Annotated in this window: 13 protein-coding genes; 11 read left to right on the top strand and 2 right to left on the bottom strand. The window is 40.1% G+C overall.

Translation table 11 applies throughout. From position 1 onward, the window contains the following. The first annotated feature begins 236 nt into the window (after positions 1-236). Positions 237-8690, top strand: a complete 8454-nt coding sequence (locus tag G626_RS0103255; protein WP_156003152.1) for a hypothetical protein — start codon at positions 237-239, stop codon at positions 8688-8690. A gap of 72 nt (positions 8691-8762) precedes the next feature. Here the strand turns inward: G626_RS0103255 and G626_RS15250 are convergent, their stop codons facing one another. Together G626_RS15250 and G626_RS0103245 are read right to left on the bottom strand one after the other, a co-directional pair. Beyond that, on the bottom strand, positions 8763-9275 hold the full coding sequence (locus tag G626_RS15250) for a hypothetical protein (RefSeq protein ID WP_022931363.1): 513 nt from the start codon (positions 9273-9275) through the stop codon (positions 8763-8765). A gap of 206 nt (positions 9276-9481) precedes the next feature. Beyond that, on the bottom strand, positions 9482-10489 hold the full coding sequence (locus G626_RS0103245; RefSeq protein WP_022931362.1) for an Rpn family recombination-promoting nuclease/putative transposase: 1008 nt from the start codon (positions 10487-10489) through the stop codon (positions 9482-9484). Positions 10490-10660: 171 nt separating this feature from the next. Here G626_RS0103245 and G626_RS0103240 point away from each other — a divergent pair, with 171 nt between their 5' ends. The 10 genes from G626_RS0103240 (at position 10661) to G626_RS0103195 (ending at position 23239) form a co-directional block, all read left to right on the top strand. Beyond that, entirely contained in the window at positions 10661-11302 is a 642-nt protein-coding gene (locus G626_RS0103240) for a lactate utilization protein (protein WP_022931361.1), read from the top strand. Then, the gene (locus tag G626_RS0103235; RefSeq protein ID WP_022931360.1) at positions 11303-12823 is read left to right on the top strand and encodes an OmpA family protein; all 1521 of its coding nucleotides are present in this window, start codon (positions 11303-11305) and stop codon (positions 12821-12823) included. It abuts the gene before it with no gap. Between the two features lie 10 nt (positions 12824-12833). Beyond that, positions 12834-13541 (top strand): hypothetical protein, encoded by a 708-nt coding sequence (locus G626_RS17215; protein WP_022931359.1) that lies wholly within the window; start codon positions 12834-12836, stop codon positions 13539-13541. A gap of 8 nt (positions 13542-13549) precedes the next feature. Continuing rightward, positions 13550-14461, top strand: coding sequence for a hypothetical protein (locus G626_RS0103225; RefSeq protein WP_022931358.1), 912 nt, complete (start codon positions 13550-13552; stop codon positions 14459-14461). A gap of 74 nt (positions 14462-14535) precedes the next feature. Further along, a complete protein-coding gene (gene hsdR / locus G626_RS0103220; protein ID WP_022931357.1) occupies positions 14536-17880 on the top strand; it encodes a type I restriction-modification system endonuclease in 3345 nt (1114 codons plus the stop codon). A gap of 9 nt (positions 17881-17889) precedes the next feature. Then, complete coding sequence (locus G626_RS0103215; RefSeq protein WP_022931356.1) at positions 17890-19419, top strand: ATP-binding protein; 1530 nt, start codon at positions 17890-17892, stop codon at positions 19417-19419. A 12-nt stretch (positions 19420-19431) separates the two neighbouring features. Continuing rightward, a complete protein-coding gene (locus G626_RS0103210; RefSeq protein WP_022931355.1) occupies positions 19432-20847 on the top strand; it encodes a class I SAM-dependent DNA methyltransferase in 1416 nt (471 codons plus the stop codon). Positions 20848-20850: 3 nt separating this feature from the next. Next, positions 20851-22080: a restriction endonuclease subunit S gene (locus tag G626_RS17210; protein WP_022931354.1), complete on the top strand. Its 1230-nt coding sequence runs from the start codon at positions 20851-20853 to the stop codon at positions 22078-22080. 1 nt (position 22081) lies between these two features. After that, a complete protein-coding gene (locus G626_RS0103200; protein WP_022931353.1) occupies positions 22082-22798 on the top strand; it encodes a hypothetical protein in 717 nt (238 codons plus the stop codon). A 201-nt stretch (positions 22799-22999) separates the two neighbouring features. Beyond that, on the top strand, positions 23000-23239 hold the full coding sequence (locus G626_RS0103195) for a hypothetical protein (protein ID WP_022931352.1): 240 nt from the start codon (positions 23000-23002) through the stop codon (positions 23237-23239). Positions 23240-23352 lie beyond the last annotated feature (113 nt).

The following is a 23352-nucleotide window of genomic DNA, read 5'->3' as shown; positions in this document are numbered from 1 at the left end:
TAAAGTAAGATAGTTTACCCTAAATACCGCCTAATAACAATAGAATTACAGAAAATAATAAAAAAATCGATATAGACAAAATCGCTTACGAATTATTAAAATAATTCAATATATAGAATAAATATAGCAAAATATCAAAAATATGATATAATTTTATGACATAAATTGTCTTATTATGGGAATTGAGTATGAAAAAGACATTTTTTCAAATTGCTAAACATTTCAAAATAGGCCGGATGTTTTCAGTATTATTTCTGACTTTTCTATTTATTGTCCTGTCCTGTTCTAATGTTGTTGATAACGAATCTGCAGCTTCATATGAGCAAAAGAAAAAAGAACACACTACAGTTTCAAATACAGAAACGGCTGTAGAAACAAAAAGCAATACTCCTGCTGCTCCTGTAAAAAAATACGCAACGATAAGTGGCGACCTTGAACTTAATGGTGCCTACCCTGTAAGCGTAATAAACAGAATTGAAAATGATGACCCTGCGAGACCAGAAAGTGATTATACAGAAGATCAGGGACGTTCAGCGCTTCCGGTTGTTCCAGCAAATTCATGGTATTTTATTAAGGCTACTTGCAACGGAACTGATTATGTATATGGTGAAGTGATTCAAGCAACTCGGGCCTATTCAATTCAACTTGAACTAGGCTACACCTGGACAATCATTGCAGGAATCAGAGCTAGCGAAACCGATGTTAATTCTGCTGTTTTTCTTCAGGACTCTTATCCCCTTGAAATAACCGAAAATTCTATTTCTGACACAGACCATACATTTTTCCTTAAACCACTTACATCTGGTGGTAACGGAATAATTGATTTAAAGATGGATATTCCCGATGACGATACAATCGGATATGTAAAAGCAACCTGTCTTTCTGATAATAAAGATAACTGGAAAAATGGTGATGTTGCACCTCTTGTTGAGCTCGCAAATGATGCCACAGATGGAAAGGTAGCTAAGCTTAATATTCCAGCAATAAAAAGCGGTTCTTACGAAGTCTTATTTACTTTTCACAGTTCTGCCACAGAAACATTTCCTCTCTTTACGACAGTTCAAATCATCAACGTTTTTGAAAACATGACAACCAGCACCTGGGCCGACAATGGTAATGCGAGTGTAATCAATAATGAAACTAAATCTTTTAAGATTGATACAAACGTACTTAAAAAATACAGCCTTACCCAGATTTACGTGGGAAGTTACCCCGGAACTTATGGCGACGGCCTTCCTGGAAAAGCGCCTTCAGATTCAAACGAGGGAACTCCATATTCTCCATTTTCTTCATTAAATAAAGCTCTTTCTATAATTGATACTCAGAATCAGCCTGCAAATAATTACACAATTCACATCACCGGTGAAACAACTGACACAGCAAACAATACAATTTCAACAGACAGGGCCGCTTCAATTACACTGGCAGGAGTTAACAGCTCAACCTCAATTATTCGCGGTCATGGTACTTCATCTCCGGTTCTTTCAATCACTACATCAAAACCTGTTACTTTCAAAAATATTCAGATTACAGGCGGTAATAACTCAAGCGGTAACGGTGGTGCCCTTTACCTGGCAGATAACACAAATGTAACACTTGCGGACGGCGCAGTCATTTCAGGTAACACTGCAGCCAAGGGTGGTGCAGTTTATGTAAGCCCTCAGGCAGATTTCAAAATCAAAGGCAGTGCTAAACTTCAGTTCGCAGCTTCAGATGCTGCCGGCCGCAATGATGTTTATCTTGCCAAAGATGATTCTCATAAAGCAAAAATTACAGTAGCAGGTTCACTCACACAGTCGGCTGTCGCTTTAATCACTCCTGAAGACTGGAGCCGTGGTACACAGATTATTCAGACCTTAGGGGCTGCCGTAGATACAGTCCTTTCCAAATTTACAATTTCTGACAGAGACTTTTCTGCAAAGAAACTAAACTCAAATGTAACTACCGGAATTATAGATGCTCCGATTTTTATTGCAAGTCAGGCAAATTCTACTTACGGAATTGGTAATCCAGCTGATACTGAAGACTCTCATGGTTCAAAATCTTCTCCATTTGCCTCAATTGAATATGCTTTAAAGGAATTAACAAATCCTGATTTTGATTTTACTTTTACAATTTATGGAAATGTTTGTGGCAATCAGATAATTCAAAACATAACTACCGAAAACAATGCCGCAAGTCTTACACTGGAAGGCTTTAAGCCTGCAGGTAGTACAACGAGTGATGCAAGCCTTTCTGGCGACGGCAGCTCAACACTTACTGTAGATAGCGGTGTTCCTGTAATCATTAAGAATCTTAAAATTACTGGCGGTGAAGGAACTGGCAACGGTAGTAATAATAAGGGCGGTGGAATTTATCTTACAAACGGAACCGTAAAACTTGCAGATGGTGCTCATATTACCGGAAACACCGCATACAGAGGGGGCGGTGTATATGTAGAAGATGGTGCCAGATTATTTATGTATGGCTCTTCTCTTATTGGAGATTTAAAAAGTACAACAATAACTTCTGCTCCGGAAGATGAAGATGATGCCTCTAATTCTGCCCGTGATGGCGGAGGTCTTTACAATAATGGAGAAGTATATCTTGGTTACGAAGACTGGACGAACGAATCAAATAATGTAATTCATGCGCTCGATGCCGGATATGGAATAAGCCATAATTATTCCAGCTCTGACGCTGGTGGAATTATGAATGGTAAGATTATCCGAATGGCGAGCGGAACCATTGGCTTAAACCGAGGTGTAGCCGGTGGCGGAATTATGAATGATAATAGTGACATAGCAGGTAATATCTTTTCCGGCGGAACAATTGAAGATAATATTGCAGAAAGTGGCGGAGGAATTTATAGTAATAATTCTCTAACGCTGAATGGAACATTTACAATACAAAATAATGAAGCATCTGATGCTGGTGGAGCGGTTTACGCTGTTTCTATTACTCTATGCGATTCAGTTTCTATTCCATACGGTGTAAATAATACAAAAGCAGAAAAGAAGAATGATGTTAATTGCTGGGGAAGTACCCCTGTTTCTATTGGAACAAATTTAGCAGCACATGATTCAGATTCTCCAATTTTTATAACTCCAAATGCCTGGACCAGAGAAACTACCGTTTTAGGAGCAGCAAATGCAAGTCTCCTTACCAGTAATATATCTTGTTTTGCTACAACAGACGAAGATTTTACAATTCAGCAAAAAGGCACAACAACAGAAGGTGTTCTTAAAGCCGATATTTTCGTGGCTGGAAGTGCAGATTCTTCTTACAAAATTGGAAGTCCAGCAGATACAACTACTACCCGAGGTACAAAAAAATATCCATTTGCAAGCCTTAAATATGCTCTCGAGCAAATATGTACTGACAGTAATACTGATTATACAATTAAAATGTTTGGCACTCTTCGTAACACAGAGATTCCTGATAGTGGCTTCAGTGCTAAGTCGCTTACAATAGAGGGAATCCGTGGCTGGACTGAAGGAATGTACAATACAATAACTGGAGATTTATTTAAAGGCACAACAACTAGTGGTTCTGAAAAATCTGCATTAGTAATAAATTCTACAGTTCCTGTAACATTAAAAAAACTTGGTATATATGATGGAGGCGGAACAGTAGAGTCTGAAAAACATTACGGCGGTGGTTTATATATAAAAAAAAGTGGTGCATATGTTACACTTGCTGATGGAATAGGTATTACTGGTAATCAACTTGATAAATCAGGTGAAACCTACGGTGGTGGTGTTTACATTGCAGAAGGTGCTAACTGTTATATATGTAAAGATGCACTTATAGGAACCACAAAAAACAAAAATGGGCAAACTAATACAGAGCGAAATGCTTATAACGCATTCCGTAATGTAGCTCATAAAGGGGCTGGCATTTACAATGCCGGAAATCTTTATTTAGGTTATAAATATGAGAATGGAAGCAGAGTAGAAGAAGAATGTACATCAGGTATTAGAGGAAATGGTGATGTTCAGGTTAATGGGGGAGGATTATATACAACCGGAACATTTTTAATGAAAAGCGGTATTATTTCTTCTAATGAAGCCTGGTATGGAGCTGGTATTTATTCTGAGGCTGCTTCAAAAGATAATGCAATTTTTGAAGGTGGTTCAATATCATCTAATACAGCAACTTACCAAGGTTCTGGTATTAATATTGCTGCTGGTAAGTATTTTTATATAAAAGATGGAACCATTCAATCAAACAATAACCGATATGAAGACAGATTAGGTGGAGCAGTTTATTGTGCCGGAACTTTAGCAATTGGAGGAAATGCATATTTCCAGAATGGAACGGTTGCTGAAAGCAAAAATGATATAGCTGTGGCTAACACAGGAAAAATCGAAGTAGAAAGTGCGCTTGAAAAAGAAGGTATTATTGCAACACTTACAATGGCAGAATGGACCCGTGGTTATGAAGTTCTTATTCCGGGTTCATCTCTTACAAGCGGAATTACGGATGCAATAAAAAATAAATTTGTTACAATCGACGAAGACTTTACTTTTGCTTTAAAAGGTACAGGAGCTGCAACAACTGGTGCCCTTAATGCGCCAATCTACGTTGCAAGTACAGCTACTACTGATGAGACTCGTATTGGAAATGCAGGTGTTACTTCAGGGGCCCGCGGTACAAAAGCAAAGCCTTATGCTTCTATTACTGCTGGAATAGCGGCTTGTACAGACAGTAGCCTTCCTTTCACAATTTATGTTGATGGAACTGTAAAAAGTGCTCATAAGATAGTTTCTACGGAAGCAGCTCCTGTAAATGCAAAATCAATTACAATCACAAAACATCCGGAAGCTACAGGGGGTACATATAAGGCTGTACTTAGCGGAACTACCAATAACAGAACTCTGGAAATAAACGCTCCTTCAAATGATTTTGAAATCACCATGACAAACATCTTAATTACGGGTGGTGCACCAACTAACGGAAATGGTGGCGGTATTCTGCTTACAAAAGGAACTCTTAAGTTGGGTGAAGGCGTACAGGTAACGGGTAACTATGCTCCTGGAAATGGAGGCGGAATATCTGTTGGGGCTAATGGTACGTTATTCATGTATGACGATGCAATTGTTGGAGATACTACAGAAGCAATTGCAGAATATAGTGATACAGATTCAACAAAATATGCTAACAGGGCTCAGAATCTTGGAGGTGGAATTTATTCAGCAGGAAATGTTTACATTGGTTATAGCGGAATTAATTCAACTACACATGTACCTATTCCTTCTCCAATGACAACTGGTGGAGTTAGAAGAAATTTCAATAATGCAAATGGTGGTGGTGGTATTTATGTATATGATGGACTTGTTGAAATAGGCAGCGGTAATGTTTCATATAATCAGACAGGAAACTGTGGAGGCGGAATTCATGTTCAAAAAGGAACTGTAAATCTTGATGCAGTTTGTATGACATCTAATAAATCTCAAAATCTTGGTGGTGCTATCTATACTCACAGTTCATATACTTGTAATGTAAATATAAACGGTACATCGGAAATTATTAAAAATTCTGCATATGGCTCAGGTGGCGCAATCTATATTAGTTCAACTGGTAGCCTTACAATGACTGCAGGTACAATCGGAGGAAGCAATTCTAGTGATGCAAATATTGCCGACAGTGATTCAGATGGAACTGGTGATGGTGGTGCTATCTACAATGCAGGAACCTTCAATGTAAGCGGCTCGGCTTATGTTTCATCTGGAACCTTGAAAATAAATGATGTTTACTTGCCAAGCAACAAAAAAGTTACTATTGACAGCACTTGGAGCGGTTCGCAGGCTTCTAATAAAATGACACTCACTCCATCAACCTGGGCGCGCGGAAGTCAAGTTCTTGCCGGAACTAAAGCCGCTGATTATTACACTTACTTTAATACCAGCGACTCAGAATGGTCTGTTGGCTACAAGGAAAGCTCATGGACATTAACCGATGACTTAAAGACTCGAATCGGTGCGGACATTTATGTTGCGGGTTCTGAAAATCGCGCGTCAGGAATTAGCGCACCTTCAGAAACTGCAAGTGAACGTATTGGTACAAAGTTAAAGCCATTCAATTCAATTGAGGAAGGAGTAAAAGCCTGCTGGATCACAACGCTTCCATTTACTGTTAAATTTTCTGGAACTATTACCGGAACAGCCCAGACAATTCCTGCTGGCTCAACTTCAACAGGCGGCCTTGCCAGTGCTATCACGATTGAAGGCGTTCAGGGAAATTCAAAAGATATAATAAACAGAAACTTATCAACCGCGACAGATTCTGGAACAGCCCTTACAATTAATACAGCAACTCCTGTTACAATAAAGAAAATTAAGATAACGGGCGGTTACAATAAAAATGCCAGTGGTGGTGGAATTCGCGCCAACGTGGCCGGCGCCAGCCTCACGCTTGGAGAGGGAGCCCTTGTTACTGCTAATTACTTGTCCGTAAACGATACAGAATATTCTGGCGGCGGAGTCTATGTTGAGGGAACCAGCGAAAGCCCTGCAACCCTTATAATGGAGTCGGACGCAACGATAAGCGGCAACGACTCGGATCAGGGCAAGGGCGGTGGTGTTGGCCTTAAATACGCGACCCTCTGCATGACAGGTACAGCGCTTATTGGAGACAAAGACGCAACTTCCGCCGCTACAGGGGATTCTGGAAAACATTCAAACTCCGCGCAGAGTGGCGGCGGCGTTTACGTTGGAACAGGCTCTAAGCTTCGTCTTGGCTACGCGACTCCGACCGCGACAACAGGAACCTCACTGGACGCCGCTTATGGAATCCGCTACAACTACGTTTACAACGCAGGTGGCGGCGTTCTTGTCGCTTCGGGCAGCAGCGTTGAGATTGCAAGTGGCTCTATTTCATGTAACGGCACTATCGCAAACGCGGCATACAAGAACGGCGGCGGAATCTATCTTAATGAGACCGCAACGCTTACAATGAGCGGCGGAACAATCGCAAAAAACAAGGCTTACGACGGCGGCGGCGTTTATCTTTTCGGTAACACGTCATCCGGAAGTTCTATTGTGATGAGCGGCGGAACGATTGGAGACAGCTCAAGCGGCGTAACCTCTGCTGCGACAGGCGCGGACGAAAAATTTTCAAATTACGCGGTCCATGACGGCGGCGGCATTTACGCCGCTACAGCAAAGAATACTGTAGACCTTAACGCCGGAAATGTTTCTTACAATTATTCTGCCGGACAAGGCGGCGGAATTTGGACTGCGGCAACCACCTATTTCAATCTTGCAAACGCAAAATATAACGGCGCCGTATCTGGCGGCGGTGTTTACACTAACGGAACGTTCACTATGGACAACGCTAATGGCGCGATTTCAAGCAACAAAGCTTCCAGCAAAGGCGGCGGCGTTTATGTTGAGGGAGGAACGTTCACGATGTCCGCCGGAACAATCGGCGACAAAAACGCTACTGACGCGGCGGAAAGCGACGCCAGCAAACATTCCAACAGCGCTGGAACTTACGGCGGAGGAGGAATCTATGTCAACGACGGAACCGTAAGCCTTAATGGCGGCACTGTGGCTTATAATTACTGCGCCACCGCATCGGGAGGCGGCATTTACTTTAATGGCGGAACGCTCACAGTAAAGAACCAAGTTAAGTACAACTCCGCGTATACTGGCGGCGGAGTTACCGTAAATGCTGACGGCTGCACCCTTGACGGCGCGGTATTTACTAAAAATGTCGCAACAAGCACAGCAGCCACTGGCGGTGGCGGCGGGGCATATGTTAAGTATGGCAAAACATTGAATGTAAAAGGAAGCTTTGCAATGTCAAATCCGGCTAAAAACACGAACGACATCTTCGTTGCATGGTATGCTACAAATTCTCAGTATGGCTGGATTAATGTGTCGGGCTCTCTTAGTGGATCCGGTACCGTGGCAATGATAACGCCTTCTTCATACAACGACAATAAGACTATCGTCAAAGCGGGAAGTGGAGTATCAATCTCTACTGTAAGCCAAAGGTTCAGCGTTCTTCAAGACACAAGCAGTACAAAAACATGGCTTCTTGACACAAGCGGCAACCTTAAGGGAATTTGGGGAACAAAGCTTACTCCTGACAAAGCTGGCGATGTCGTTTACTCAGACGGAAGCGCCATGGACGGCAGCTCGGCAACGATTAAAAATCCTGCTAAGGCCATCGCTGTAATATTCTACAAGTCTGGCAGTACAATGAAAGGCTTGGGCTTGAAGGAGTCGCCCGACAGCGGTACTAAGTTAGGACTTGTCGAGCCTGTCTGTCAGCTTTATTCGAAAGCGGCTACTATGACATCCAGCGCATCAGACGGCAGCGAAAATATGACAAAAGTGAAATCGCTAAGCGACGCAAATACTACTGTGAACTTCCAAACAAACTATCCGGGATTCTATTGGGCAAGCGCATACAGCAGCTCGGCCACCAACCTTGGAGTTACTTACTCATCAGGCTGGTATATTCCTGCCAAAGATGAAATGTCAGCTTTGATATCGAAACTTAATGTTATAAACCCAATTATTGAAAAAATTGGAACAAGCTACGCGACAAAAGTTGAGCCAAGCAACTCTAAACTTTATTGCACTTCTACTTGGGCCTCGAATGGTTGGGTGAATTACGCAAAAAGTACAAGCGGATTGGCAGATGACATGAATGCATTGCAATGGCCGTATCAAATTCGCGCCATAAGGACATTCTAGTCCACATTGCAGTAATATAAAAACAACATAAACAACCAACGGCGGCCTTCCACTCCCGGAGCCCGCCGTTTTTTATGTCCTCTCAGTTTCTGTAAAAGATTCAACCGGAATTTTTAAAAGTGAAGATATTTCATCAGCTGTGTATTTTCCGTCTGCCAAAAGTTTGTGGGCCGTTTCCACGGCTTTCTGCTGTGCGCCTTGTGAAATACCTTCCGTCAATCCATCCTGAAAGGCTTCTTCCTTCTTTACAGCAATATCCATTTTATAACTGTACTGTGCACTGAGCATGTTAATAACCTCCCTGGATTTTCGGTCAAGATAATCCACTAAGATTCCTTCTTCCATAGCCTGTTCAATTGCTTTCTGGAAAGACCTTCTAGGATGCCGCTTATCAAAATTCAATTCTACTATTTCTATAAAGCGGCAATACTCTTTAAGAATATCACAAGATTTTAACAAGGGCAAGAATTTTGAATCCGAGCAGTTTTTGACTTTTACTACGAGTTCAAGTTTACTGCTGTCTTTCTCATAAAAAGCATCTGATAATCTGAGTTCCTGTTCGAGAGGCTGTTCTTTATCACCCATATAAACGACGTAGAAATCTGTTGTGATTTTTTACAGTGATGCGCCCCAAGCGTGGAGCAGTGCCGCAGGCAGCCACCGGACTGAGCGTAGCGAAGGAGGAGTCCGACCGTAAGGGAGCTGTGGAAGGCGCCTTGAACTGAATATTTGGGCTGAAAGAAAAAAAATAACGGCTTGAGAAATCAAGCCGTAAAAAAATTATTTTATGATCACGCAGGTGCGTGGTTTATTTTTTCCTTTAGTTCCTGAACTTTTTCGAGTGTAAGCCCTTGGACCTGGGCGATTTCTTTTTGAGAAAGCTTGTCCATTTTCAAGAGATTAATTGCGGCTTCCTCGGCTTTCTTTTGTGCCCCTTGCTCTAGTCCTTGTTGCAGCCCTTGCTGTAACCCTTCTTGAAGACCTTCTTCGTGGCCTTTTTTTTCTGCATAGTATTCAATTGAATTTCTGTCACACTCGGCTTTGTATCGGGAATTCTGAACAGACCAGTTGTCGTCTGCTTCGCTCATGCGTTTTACAATCTTTTCTGCAATCATAATTCCTTTTTCACTCCTGACAAGTTCGCTGATATAATCAGCATATTTTTTATTGTCTACATAACTGAAAAACAGACCCCATTTTTCGACAGGCATTAGTTTTTCAATCGGTGTGCCTAATTTCTTCCGTATGGTTTCCAAATCAATAAAAATAATGTTTTGTCTATCCGTAAGGCCCGAGCCTGATTGATCTTTCATAGTATACCATGCAAGTTCTTTATTGTCATCTTTAGTATAATGAAAGTTTAGAATGGAAATTTGATATACTTTAGGAGCTACCCAGTTTGCTCCTTTCTTAGCATTATGGGAAAGAAGTCTTGATATCAGAATTTCGGCCCTTACTCTATAGTCATAAACCTGCTTCCAGGCCTGCATCTCAATATCTGATATTTCTCCGTTATCAAATTCGACACTTATATCATAACTCATACCTTTTTCTTCGGAACTCTCTTTAGGCAGTTCATTAGGTTTTAATGTAACACTCTTAACAGTTCGCCCCAGTACTGCAGATATAAAACTTTGCAGTGCCAGTTTTGAATCTTCCGTCTCCTGAGTAAAGATTCCTTTGAAGGTTGAGTCATACAGCGGACTCAAAAGTGCCGTTGGGTTAGGTCTCTGGGTATACAGCTGTGCCGGATACTGAGGTTCAAATTCTTTGTCATCTTCCTTTTTGATTTCTTCCATGAGAAACTCCTGATTTATATAACGAGACATAGTGCCGCACCGCGGCTCTTACAAATCTCTATATATAAATTTGATTTGATATGTCATTTCTGACACTTTTTCGAGAAAAAAAATCAAAAAAAGTGTATAATAATTACTATATTTTATAAGAGTTTTGGGAGGCGACATTTTATGTTGGAACCATTGAAGAAGAGAAATGATCTGGCTGGGCCTAAGGTTGTTGAGGCTTTGAAGAAGAGACACTTTGAGGCTTATTATATTTCTGACAGTAAGGATGTGGCGGCAAAAGTGCTGGAGCTGATTCCTGCTGACCATTCTGTTTCCTGGGGTGGAACTATGACAGTTGATGCCCTTGGAATCAAAAAGGTGCTGGCTGATAAAGGTTATAAAATCATTGACCGTGCAACTGCGAAAAGCCCGGAAGAAAGTGAAGAGCTTATGCATCAGGCTTTGAACTGCGGAACCTTCCTTATGAGCTCTAATGCAATTACAGAAAACGGAGAACTTTTTAATATTGACGGAAAGGGTAACCGCGTGGCAGCGCTTTGCTATGGTCCTAAAAACATTTTGATTATTGCAGGAATGAATAAAATCGTAAAAGATATGGAGGCTGCTTATTCTCGTGTACGTAATTATGCGGCTCCTGTAAATAATATGCGCTTTCCAAATTCTAAGGCGCCTTGTTCACTTACCGGCGAATGTGCAAACTGCTTGAGCCCGGATTCTATATGCTGCCAGTTTGTAGAAACCCGAATGTGTAAGCCTGAGGGCCGAATTAAGGTTATTCTTGTTGGCGAGGATCTTGGTATTTAAATGAAAAAAATCAGATTGTCCCGCATTAAGAAAATCGGGTGTGCACTTTTTACTTTTCTTTCTTTTTCTTTTTTTATGACGGGGCAGTCTGCAATAAATCATCCGCTGGGGGAAGTTTCTGACGGAGCAAGCCAGACCATTTCCTATAAAGGAAGCCGGAACTATAAATTTACAGAACGCAGTGATTTGCGCCTTTATCAAAACGGGCGCTATGTTGGTTTGCAGAGTAAAATAGTTTCGGCTTTTATTATTCCTACCTGGACAGACAAAGGCCTTGTTTACGAAGGTGACTTCTATGTTGACCAGGATACCAATCGTAACAAGTCTCAGGTAGCACTTGGTATTCACGAAGCTATTCCTTCATCATTTATAATTAACAGCGACGGCAATCTTACCATGCTGGTTGATAATGGTTATCCGAGTTTCCGAAGCTTTCCTGCTTTTACCAGCCGTAAAATCAAAAAGGGTGATATCTGGGAAGCAAAGGCAATGAGGGCAGTGGACCCGCTTTCTAAAGGCATCATCACAAAAATGCCTATTTACGTTCGCTACACTTATACAGGGGACGATAACTATAACGGAGAACCTGTCTATCTGATTACCGCTGAATGGGCAACCCGTTACAATATGGGTGGAACTACAATGTATGTTGACTGGGGTGGAGACAAGGAACTTAATTATGCACAGGGCAGTCACAAGGCAACTATTATTGTAAGTAAGGCTACAGGCACTGCTCTTGTTATCCGAGATACGGTTGATGAGACCTTTGTTTATAAAGATGGAAATAAATATCAGTTCAAGGGAACAATTTCTTTGTTTACCGAATATCCGCCAGCCATAGATCGAAGCAGGCTGATTGCAGCCCTTAAGAAAATGGATCTGCTGGATGATGAGGAAGCGGAGAAACTGCTGCAAAGGCCGGTAGCAAAGGATGATGCAGCTACAGCGGGAGGACTTCCGCAGGAGACTGGAAGCGCTGCCGGAAAAGGTAGCCCTGATAATTTTAATGATGATTCCTGGGAACCGATAAACACCAGTGAATGGGTTAGTGGCGGAAATCCGGATAAAGACACAAAATCAAAAACCGACAGACTTAAAAAGAAAATCGAAGATCATCAGGCAAAATCACAACAAGCATCTAAGCCAGCAGCCCCTATATCTGTAGACAACACCGAAGCCGGAATCCGCCTGACAATACAGAATCTTCAGTTTAAGGCCGATAGTGCAGAACTGCTTCCGGGTGAAGAAAAACGTCTGGATCAGATTGCAGAAATACTGCGGCTTGCAGAGGGCGCTCAATTTTTGATTGAAGGACACACTGCAAGCACAGGCTACGAAGCCGGAGAAATGAAGCTTTCTAAAGAACGAGCTGATTCAATTGCGGCTGCACTGAGTACCCGCGGAATTGGCAGCGAACGCTTTATCTGCAAAGGCAGTGGCGGCAAAAAGCCGATTGCCTCGAATGATACTGCAGAAGGCAAAGCATTAAATAGACGAGTAGAAATTACTATTCTTGAGTAGGAGTAAAAAAATGGACACAAACGAAAGACAAGAACTTTACACAGAAGTAAACGAACTTCTCGACATTTACAACGAATTTTCACCATGCCAGCCGGATGGTAAAAGCAATATTGAAGCAGTAAAGCCCTGCATCACAGAAATGATAGATTACATCATGAAGGATGCCACCGAAGCCGCCAGCATGAAAGACTGGCTGGACCACACCGATTTCTGGACAGCCCCGGCTTCAACCCGCTTCCACGGAAATTTCAAGGGTGGACTTTCGCTTCACACCCTAATGGTAATCAAACAGAGTCTTGAGTTTGCCCATACTGTGCTTGAAAACTTTTACACTTCGCCGGAGGCAGGAAAGTACACCGTGCGTGCCTACGACATTTTTGTTGCCGCCCTCTGTCACGACTTCTGCAAAACCGGTTTTTACGGAGTAGAGTACCGCAACACAAAAGACATCACCGGCAACTGGATTAAGCAGCCATTTTATAAGACTCTTAACGACAACCGCAACCTTGGCCACGGAAACGAATCTGTTTTGATGATGATTGAAATTCTACCATCTATTATAAACAACCGCATGGTGATTGAAGCCGTAAGCCGCCACATGGGCTTTTCTGATTTGTCAGACAGCGAGACCTTTAACTATTCAAACTTCCTGCAGAACCCTCTGGTTATTTTGCTTCAGCTGGCAGACCAGACAGCAGCACAGTGGTTCGGAATGTAGGCATCATCGTGACCCCGAAAAAAATCGCGCATTACCATCTTCCCGGGCTTTTTGAGTTTTATGAATTTTATAAAGTCTTTCTGCCGCTTTATCGCCAGCACCGCGACTGGTTTTATGAATGGTGTGACATTGCTTCGATTTATGGCGCACCCGAGGGATGTTTGTGGGGCGGGGGAAGAACTAGTTTAGGTAAGACTGATGCCCACGATGTTCTCGCGCTGATGGACATGTATAACATCTCCGCAAGACTAACCTTCAGTAATTCCTTATTGCGAGAAGAACACCTTGCAGACAAAAAATGCAACGAGCTGTGCAGGCTTTTTGAAGGCGCAAAAATCCCTGCCGGAGTAATTGTCCATTCTGATTTGTTAGTAACTTATCTCAAATTAAAATATCCCGATTTGTATCTGATATCCTCAACAACAAAAGTCCTCACAGATTTTAAAGACCTGCTCACCGAACTGGACAGACCCGATTTCAAATACGTAGTCCCGGACTTCCGCCTGAACAAAAACTTCGATAAACTTTTAAGTCTCACCCAAGAACAAAGAAACAAAGTCGAATTCCTCTGCAACGAATGCTGCGACATCAATTGCCGCTCCCGCAAAGCCTGCTACGAAAACGTAAGCCGCAAAAACCTCGCCAGCTCAGGCGACGAAATCCCCGACCACAAATGCACTGGAAAAGACGGCCAGGGCGGCTACAAGTTTTCCAAAGCCATGAAAAATCCCGCCTTCATCAGCATCCAGGATATCCAGAAAACCTATCTCCCCATGGGCTTTACCAATTTCAAACTGGAAGGCCGCGGCCTCGGTTCTGCTCTTCTTTTAGAGTTTATCCTTTACTACATGACCAAGCCCGAGCACCAGCTTGAAGTCCGCGAAGAAATCTATCTGGATGCTGTGCTGGATTTGTTTTAAGTTTTAAGAATATTTTCAACCTATATAAACAAAATTGTGTTATAATATTAAAATAAAATAATCTGAGAGTAAAAATGGCTTCATCATTTGACTATTTAAAAAAAGAATTTCCAGTACTCGCAAAACTCGGCATATTGGCAGAATCATATTGTGAGACAGATCCAAATGGTGCTTTATATAAAATCAGAAAAATTGGGGAAACCATAACAACTCTTATTTATCAATACGATAATATCATTTGTCCAACAGGTGATGTTAATGATGTAAATCAGGCAACAAGAATAAATACACTCCAAGATTACGGTATCATTAATTCATTACTTGCAAAATCTTTTACCCGTCTTAGGAAAATAGGAAACGAAGCAGTTCATGAGGACTTAGATTCTTCAGTTTTAGTTAGAGAACTTCTTCCAATTGCATACAGCCTTTGTTTGTGGTTTGCAGGAACTTATGGAACAAACAAAAATCCAGAATATAAAGAATATGTAACTCCAGAAAAACTTAATGCACTTGCAAAAAAGAAAATCATTATAAAAATAAAGAAACCTGCAGATTTTACCCCACAAGAAAAACAAGATGATGATACAGAAAATCAGTTATTAGCAGAAGCAACTATCGCCGCTGCACAAGTTCCAAAAATCTTAATTTCAGAACGTAAGAACCGTTCATATAAAGCAAACCGGGCTCGTCCACTTACAGAAGCTGAAACTCGAGAACTTATTGATGACCAGCTCCGCAAAGTTGGCTGGGAATGTGATACAAATATTTTAAATCAAAAACTACACGGTACAAAACCTCAAAAAGGTCACAACATGGCCATTGCCGAATGGCAGACTGATTCAAAAATTTACAATCACGGTTATGCAGATTATGCTCTTTTTATTGGTGAAAAACTTGTTGGAGTAATTGAAGCAAAAGCTGAACACAAAGATATACCTTGTGTAATTGACGGGCAGTGCAAAGAATATGCAAGCCTTATAAAAGATTCAGATAAAGATTACGTTCAGGGAGCCTGGGGTGTAAACAAGGAATACAAAGTTCCTTTTGCCTTTGCAACAAATGGCCGCCCTTATCTTAAGCAGTTGGAAACAAAATCTGGAATCTGGTTCATTAATTTTACAAAACCAACAGAAGCTCCAAAAGCGTTGCAGGGCTGGATGAGTCCGATTGGTATTGAAGAACTACTTGAACGTAATTCCGAAGCATTCAAACAAGAATATGAAAAGCTTGATGATGAAGACTTCTTGCGAAACAAAGATGGCTTGAGTCTTCGCGATTATCAGATAGAAGCAATTCACGCAGTTGATAAAGCATTGGAAGAGGGTAGAAAAAATATTCTTTTAGCTATGGCAACAGGAACCGGAAAAACAAGAACCTTCCTTGCCTTAATTTATCGCTTCTTAAAGACAGGACGTTTTAAGCGAATATTGCTTTTGGTAGACCGTAACTCTCTTGGAAAACAAGCCTTTGATGTATTTAGCGAAGTAAAACTTGATCAGCTTCAGCCACTGACAGACATATACAATATAAAAAATCTAGATGAAAAGATAATTGATAAAGAAACAAAACTTCAGATTTCTACAGTTCAGGGAATGGTTCAGCGCATCTTGTACAATGATGGCGACCGTATGCCAGCTGTTACTGATTTTGATTTAGTAATTATTGACGAAGCTCATCGTGGTTATATTCTTGATAAAGAAATGGCTGAAGAAGAATTGTTCTTCCGGGACCAGCTAGATTATCAGAGTAAGTACCGAAATATAATTGAATATTTTGATGCAGTCAGAATCGGTTTTACAGCAACACCAGCTTTACAGACTACCCAGATTTTTGGAGAGCCTGTTTATACTTATTCATATCGCCGCGCAGTTTACGAAGGTTATCTTTGCGACCATGACGTTCCCTATATTATTTCTACAGATAAAACTCGTAATGGAATTCATTTTGAAGCAGGAACTCTTGTAGATAAATACGACCCGAATAATAAGACTGTTGTTAAAGCAGAAGTAGAGCCCGATGAAGTTGATTACGATGTAGAAAAATTCAACAGAGATATTATTACACGTCCATTCAATGAAGCAGTTTTTTCAGAACTTTTTGAAAACGGATATCTTACACTTGATGCACCAGACACACACGGAAAAACTTTGATATTTGCAGTGAATGATGAACACGCAGATATGATTGTAGATATCATCAAAAAGATTTGCGAGAAAAATGAACTTCCGGAACAGGCTGTAATGAAAATTACAGGAAGCGCCGGCGGTGGAAATCAAAAGAAAATAGAAGACCTTATAAAACAGTTTAAGAATGAAACCTTCCCAAGTGTTGTAGTAACAGTAGATTTGCTTACCACTGGAATTGATGTTCCTTCAATTTCAAATCTTGTATTTATGCGATGTATCAAATCCCGCATTTTATTTGAACAGATGCTAGGACGTGCTACAAGACGCTGCCCGGAAATCAATAAAACTCATTTTAATATTTATGACCCAGCCGGAGTCTATGACCATATCAAAGATAAAATAGATATGCAGCCTGTAGTTCAAAAGCCAAAGATTAAAATGACAGAACTTATTGATGCGATGACTTCAGTACCAGACACTGAACCAAGAATAATTCAATATCAAATTGAACAGCTCTTAGCAAAGGTAAACCGCAAAAAGAATAATCTCACACCTGAAGCAATTTCTAACTTCAAGATTCTGACAAAAGAAACAAGCATAGAAACATATCTCAAGAAGATTGAAGAATTAAATCCTATCGAAGCAAAAAAGCAGATTATTGAAGACAGAAAAGTATTTGAACTGCTGGAAGATGATAAAGCGGAACTGAGAAAAATTATCATAGATAACAAGCAGGATAAAGATGTTCAGATAACCCGCGGATACGGCAAGCACAATCTGCAGCAGCCGGAAGATTACATCGAAGAATTTACAAATTACATAAAAGAAAACCGAAACAAGATTGAAGCCTTAAAAATTGTCTGCACAAGGCCAGCCGACCTTACCCGCCAGGCGCTTAAAAATCTTGCCGTTATTCTTGCAAATGAAGGGTATGATCTTACAAGCCTTAACACAGCATGGAACAAAGTTACCAACGCAGACCTGACAGTAGACATTATCAGTGTAATCAGAACCTGCGCAATTGGTTCGCCAATGCAGAGTCACGAAGACAGAATAAAAAAAGCCGTTGCAAAGCTCAAGGCAAATCATAATTTTAGTCCGGTTGAACTTGGCTGGCTTAACGTAATAGAAGCAAATCTTTTACAGGAAAACGTACTGGAAGAATCTATATTTGATAATGTAGTTATATTCCGCAATAAAGGTGGCTTTAAGCGCATTGATAAAGACTTTAAGTTCCAGCTTCACGCATTGATTGCTGAATTGAATAAATATCTGTATGATGATGCGGCATAAGGAGACTAAATGGCTTTACCTATAAACATAAAAACTTTGCTTACAGGAAATGTTGTTGAGTGGGCAAGAATCGAATTTAAAGAAACCTGGAATCCTGATGCCTCATTAAAAACAATTACAGCCTTTGCAAATGATATAGATAACTGGTCTGGCGGCTATTTAGTTATTGGTGTAGAAGATGATAACGGTCGCCCAAAGTTTCCTCTTAAAGGAGTTCCGGCTGCAGAAGTTGACGATATTCTAAAAGATCTCTTAAACAAATGCAAACTTATTACGCCAGATTATCTGCCGGTTGTTGCTCCAGTAGATTATGATGAAAATACAAAATTAATCATTGTCTGGTGTCCAGGCGGTCAAGTTCGACCGTATAAATCACCAAGTCATTTTACATTTAAAAGCGGCAAGGCTATTCCATCCAGTGAAGCAACATATTTTATTCGTAAAATGAACAGCACAATAAAGCCGTCGAACGAAGAGCTTAATGATTTATTTTCTCTTGCAAACAAAGTTCCTTTTGATGATCGTGTAAACCATCAGGCAGAACTTTCAGATTTAAATATAACACTTATAAAATCTTATCTTCACGAAATTGGAAGCAGCCTTGAATCAGAAGTTGATACAATGAAGTTTGAAGATTTGTGCATGAATATGGAATTATGCAACTCTCAGCCTGAATTCATGAAGCCGAGAAATGTTGCGCTTTTGTTCTTCAGTATGAATCCAGAAAAGTTTATGCCATATTCGCAAATTGATATTGTTGAATTCCCCGATGGTGTTGGTGGCGACAAATTAATTGAAAAAACTTTCAAAGGCCCGATACATCAGCAGCTTAGGGAAGCTTTACAGTATATTCAAAATTCAGTTATCAAGGAAAAAGTTATAAAATATCCCGACAGGGCAGAAGCAGACAGATTTTTTAATTATCCATTTGCGGCAATTGAGGAAGCTCTTGCAAATGCAGTTTATCATAAAGGCTATGATGTTCGAGAGCCTATAGAAGTACGTGTAGAAAATGATAAAATTGAAATTATCAGCCACCCGGGCCCAGACCGTTCTGTAACAATAGAGGGATTGAAAAATTTTAAAGTCACAAACCGCCGCTACAGAAACCGAAGAATTGGAGAGTTCTTAAAAGAACTGCACCTTACAGAAGGCCGTAACACAGGTTTTAAGAAAATCCTGAATGCACTGGAAAAGAACGGTTCTCCTAAGCCAGAATTTGAAACAGACGAAGAACATTCGTATTTCATCAGCAGATTTTTTGTAAGAGATGACTTTTACAACGAATCAGAATCAGTAGCAGAATCCAGCCAGAAAAACTGTGGAGAAAACTGTGGAGAAAACTGTGGAGAAAACTCCCTTACTGCGAACATAATTATTACTGCAATAAAAGAAAATCCTTCTATTACTCAAAAAAAATTAGGAGAAATAACAGGACTAACAAGACGCGGTATAGAATGGCAAATAAAACAACTAAAAGAAAAAGGAATAATCCGTCGCGTTGGAGCAGATAAAGGCGGATATTGGGAAATAATATAAAGGAATAAAAAAATGACAACACAAGAAATCGTAAGCAAACTTTGGAACCTGTGTAATGTACTTCGCGACGATGGAATTACATATCAAAATTATTTAAACGAACTTACATATATCTTATTCTTAAAAATGTGTTCAGAGATACCCGGAGCCGAAGAACAGATACCGGAGAAATATCGCTGGGCCAAGCTTGTAAAGAAAGATGGAATCGCCCTCAAAGATTTTTACAAAGAACTCCTTGACCATCTGGGAACAAAAACAAGTGGCCGTGTACTTGAGATTTACGCCGGTAGTCAAACTTCAATCGACGAACCAAAGAATCTTGAAAAAATCATAAAATCAATAGATGCGCTCGACTGGTTCAGTGCAAAAGACGAAGGACTGGGCGATCTTTACGAAGGCCTGCTCGAGAAAAATGCCACAGAAAAAAAGAGCGGAGCAGGGCAATATTTTACACCGCGAGTTTTAATCGATGTAATGACAGAACTTGTAAAACCTCAGCTTGGCGAAAAATGCAACGACCCGGCCTGTGGAACTTTTGGCTTTATGATCAGCGCCCACAAATATGTACTCGACAACAACAACAACCTCATTCACTGTACAAGTGAGCAGCAGGAGTTTGAAGACAGCCAGGCCTTTACTGGAACAGAACTTGTTCACGACACACATCGTCTAGCCCTTATGAATGCCTATCTTCACGACATAAATGGCAAAATCACACTGGGCGACACCTTAAGTTCAATCGGAATGGAAATGAAAGGCTACGATGTAGTTCTTACAAATCCTCCATTCGGAACTAAAAAAGGCGGTGAACGTGCCCTTCGCACAGACCTTACTTACACTACAAGCAACAAGCAGCTCAATTTTTTGCAGCACATCTACCGCTCATTAAAAGCAGACGGAAAAGCCAGAGCCGCAGTAGTTCTTCCGGATAACGTTCTTTTTGCAGATGGCGACGGCGAAAAAATCCGCGTAGACTTAATGAACAAATGCAATCTGCACACAGTCCTCCGCCTGCCAACCGGAATCTTTTATGCACAGGGCGTAAAAACAAACGTCCTCTTTTTTACCCGCGGAAAAACCGACAAAGACAACACAAAAGAAGTCTGGTTCTACGACCTTCGTACCAACATGCCAAGCTTTGGCAAAACGAATCAACTCAAAAAAGAACACTTTGCCGACTTCATCAAAGCCTACGAAGCCAGTGACCGCACAAAAATAAAAGACGAACGCTGGAACTGCTTTACCCGCGACCAGATTGCCGCAAAAGGAAACAGCCTTGACCTTGGCCTTATCCGCGACGAAAGCATCCTCGACTACGAAGATCTTCCAGACCCAATCGAAAGCGCCCAAGCCTGCATAGACCAGCTTGAAATGGCCGCAGACCTAATCAAAGAAGTTGTCCGCGAACTGCAGAAGACGGAGAAGTAGAAGATGGCAAAGAAAGTTGATTTACCTGAGCCAATAATTCCAAATGCCTCCTGGAAAATTGCTGAGTTAGGTGATTATGTAAAAATACTCAATGGTTATCCATTTGATTCTGGACGATTTACAAATTCTTCTGAAAATGCTTTTCCACTTATAAGAATTCGTGATGTTGTAAGAGGCTATACAGAAACATTTACAGATGAAGATTGTCCTGATGAATATAAAATCAAAAAAGATGAAATACTTATTGGAATGGATGGAGATTTCAATATTTCAAGATGGAAATCAGATTTTGGTTTATTAAATCAACGAGTTTGTAAAATTAAATCAGCTTCAAAAGATTTAGATGATAAATTTTTGTATTATTATTTACCAATTCCATTAAAACAGATCAATGATGCAACTCCAAGTGTTACGGTAAAACATTTATCATCTAATTCTTTATTACAATTACATTTTCCGTTACCACCTCTCACCGAACAACAGCGCATCGTAAACCGCATAGAAACAATGTTCGCAAAACTAGACCAGGCTCAGGAAAAAGCCCAATCAGTACTAGACAGCTTCGAAACCCGCAAAGCCGCCATCCTGCACAAAGCCTTCACCGGACAATTAAAAATTGATGATGAAGAATTGCCGATTGAGGATTGGGAAGATACTACGATTGGAGAATGTTGCAGATTAGGTTCTGGTGGAACTCCGTCAAAAAGTCATTCCGAGTATTATGAAAATGGTGATATTCCATGGTTGAAAACTGGTGAAATTGATTGGAACGACATTTATGATGTTGAAGAAAGAATTACAAATGAAGGTGTAGAAAACAGTTCTGCAAAAATATTTCCAGCTGAATCTGTCGTTGTTGCCATGTATGGAATGGGCGTAACTCGTGGAAAAGCTGCAATAATAAAAATTCCGACAGCAACAAATCAGGCTGTTTGCGTCCTCCAACCAAACGAAAAATTAAATAATCGATTCTTATTCTATTATTTTATGTGTAATTATTGGCAGATTCGTGAACAATCAGTAGGTGGTAATCAATTAAATTTGAGCGGAAAAATTATCGCCAGTTTTCCTATAAAACTGCCTCCTCTCAATTATCAACTGTCAATTGTCAATTTCCTCGACACCGTACTAGAGAAAGAATCCCATGTCAAAGAAGCCACACAAACCGTCCTAGACCAAATCGCCCTGCTAAAAAAATCAATACTGGCAAGGGCGTTTAGAGGAGAATTGTAAGATGACAGATAACGAGAATGCAGATTATGCTGCAACAAATGAACTTATAGAAGCTATAAATTCTAATCTTTTAGAAACAGTATTCGATTTATCACAAATAGATTTGAAAGCCGCTGTTTTGGCGCTAACGGGTAAAGAATCAATCCTGACAGATATTCCAATTCTCAAATGGATGATTTCTGGAGTAAAGATTGCCTCTAATATTTCAACTATCCTTGCTATAAGAAAATTCAATGCTTTTATTATTCCAATTAAAAATAGTGGTATTTTTGATAAGGAAGATTATAAAGAAAGAATTGAAGAAATATGTGGCACTAAAAAAATGTTAGATTTTGTTATGGAACAAACGCTTTTTTCTTTAGATAAATATGAGACAGAAATAAAAGCAAAATGGCTTGCTAAATTATTTGTTACAACTTTTAAAGAAAAGATATTCACTGTAGATGAATATAATGCTATACAGTTTTCAATTGGTTCTTTGAATCCTATTACAAGTATTTCTACTTTGAAAGTGTATTATCAATGCAAAGACAATTCCAGAAAAAAAGAAAACTTTGATAAAGAACTAGAGTTAAAGAGATTAAATACAGATTTTTCACCATTAGTATTATCCGGTTTTCTTCATTTACCAAGCGGAGGCACATTTTGCGGTAATTCTGGAGGGGCTTTTATAAATGATCTTGGAATTAGATTTTATGAAAATGTGATTATAGAATAATGTGTTATATAAAGGATTTTCTGAAACAATAAAAATGGCGTCAATTGAGCATGAATGTATTAAAAAGTTATAAATAGGGGATAGAGTTATGTCCGAAAACTACAGCGTACACGACTACACATTCGAACAAATCTTAAACTTTATCAAATCAAACGAGATTGCAATTTTAGAGAATTATAGGAAATTATAAGTGAGATGCCAATGATTTTCAAATTATTCGGATCAAGTAAAAACCAAGAGACTCAACGAGCTATTGAATTAGCTAAAATTAACTTTCCAGAAATGAAGTTTTATGATATTGAGTCTAATTCAGAAAATCAAAAAGAATACATGGATTCTTGTTTTGGCAACAAAGATGGTTCACCTCGTATAGCTCAATATGAATATAACGAACCATATGTAACAAAAGACTGGGAAAGCTTTCTTAATGGCTTAGATTAATTCACTGGGGGCGTTGCGCAACATCATCAACTTAAGGAACCTACTATTTAAAAATTCTAAAATCTATTAGAATTTCTGTATGGGTGGAAAAAGTATAACAAGATTTAACAGAA

The organism is Treponema bryantii NK4A124, from assembly GCF_000421345.1.
GTDB lineage: Bacteria > Spirochaetota > Spirochaetia > Treponematales > Treponemataceae > Treponema_D > Treponema_D bryantii_B.
Note: the sequence above shows the minus strand (reverse complement) of the source record. Positions and strands in the feature narration are given on the sequence as shown.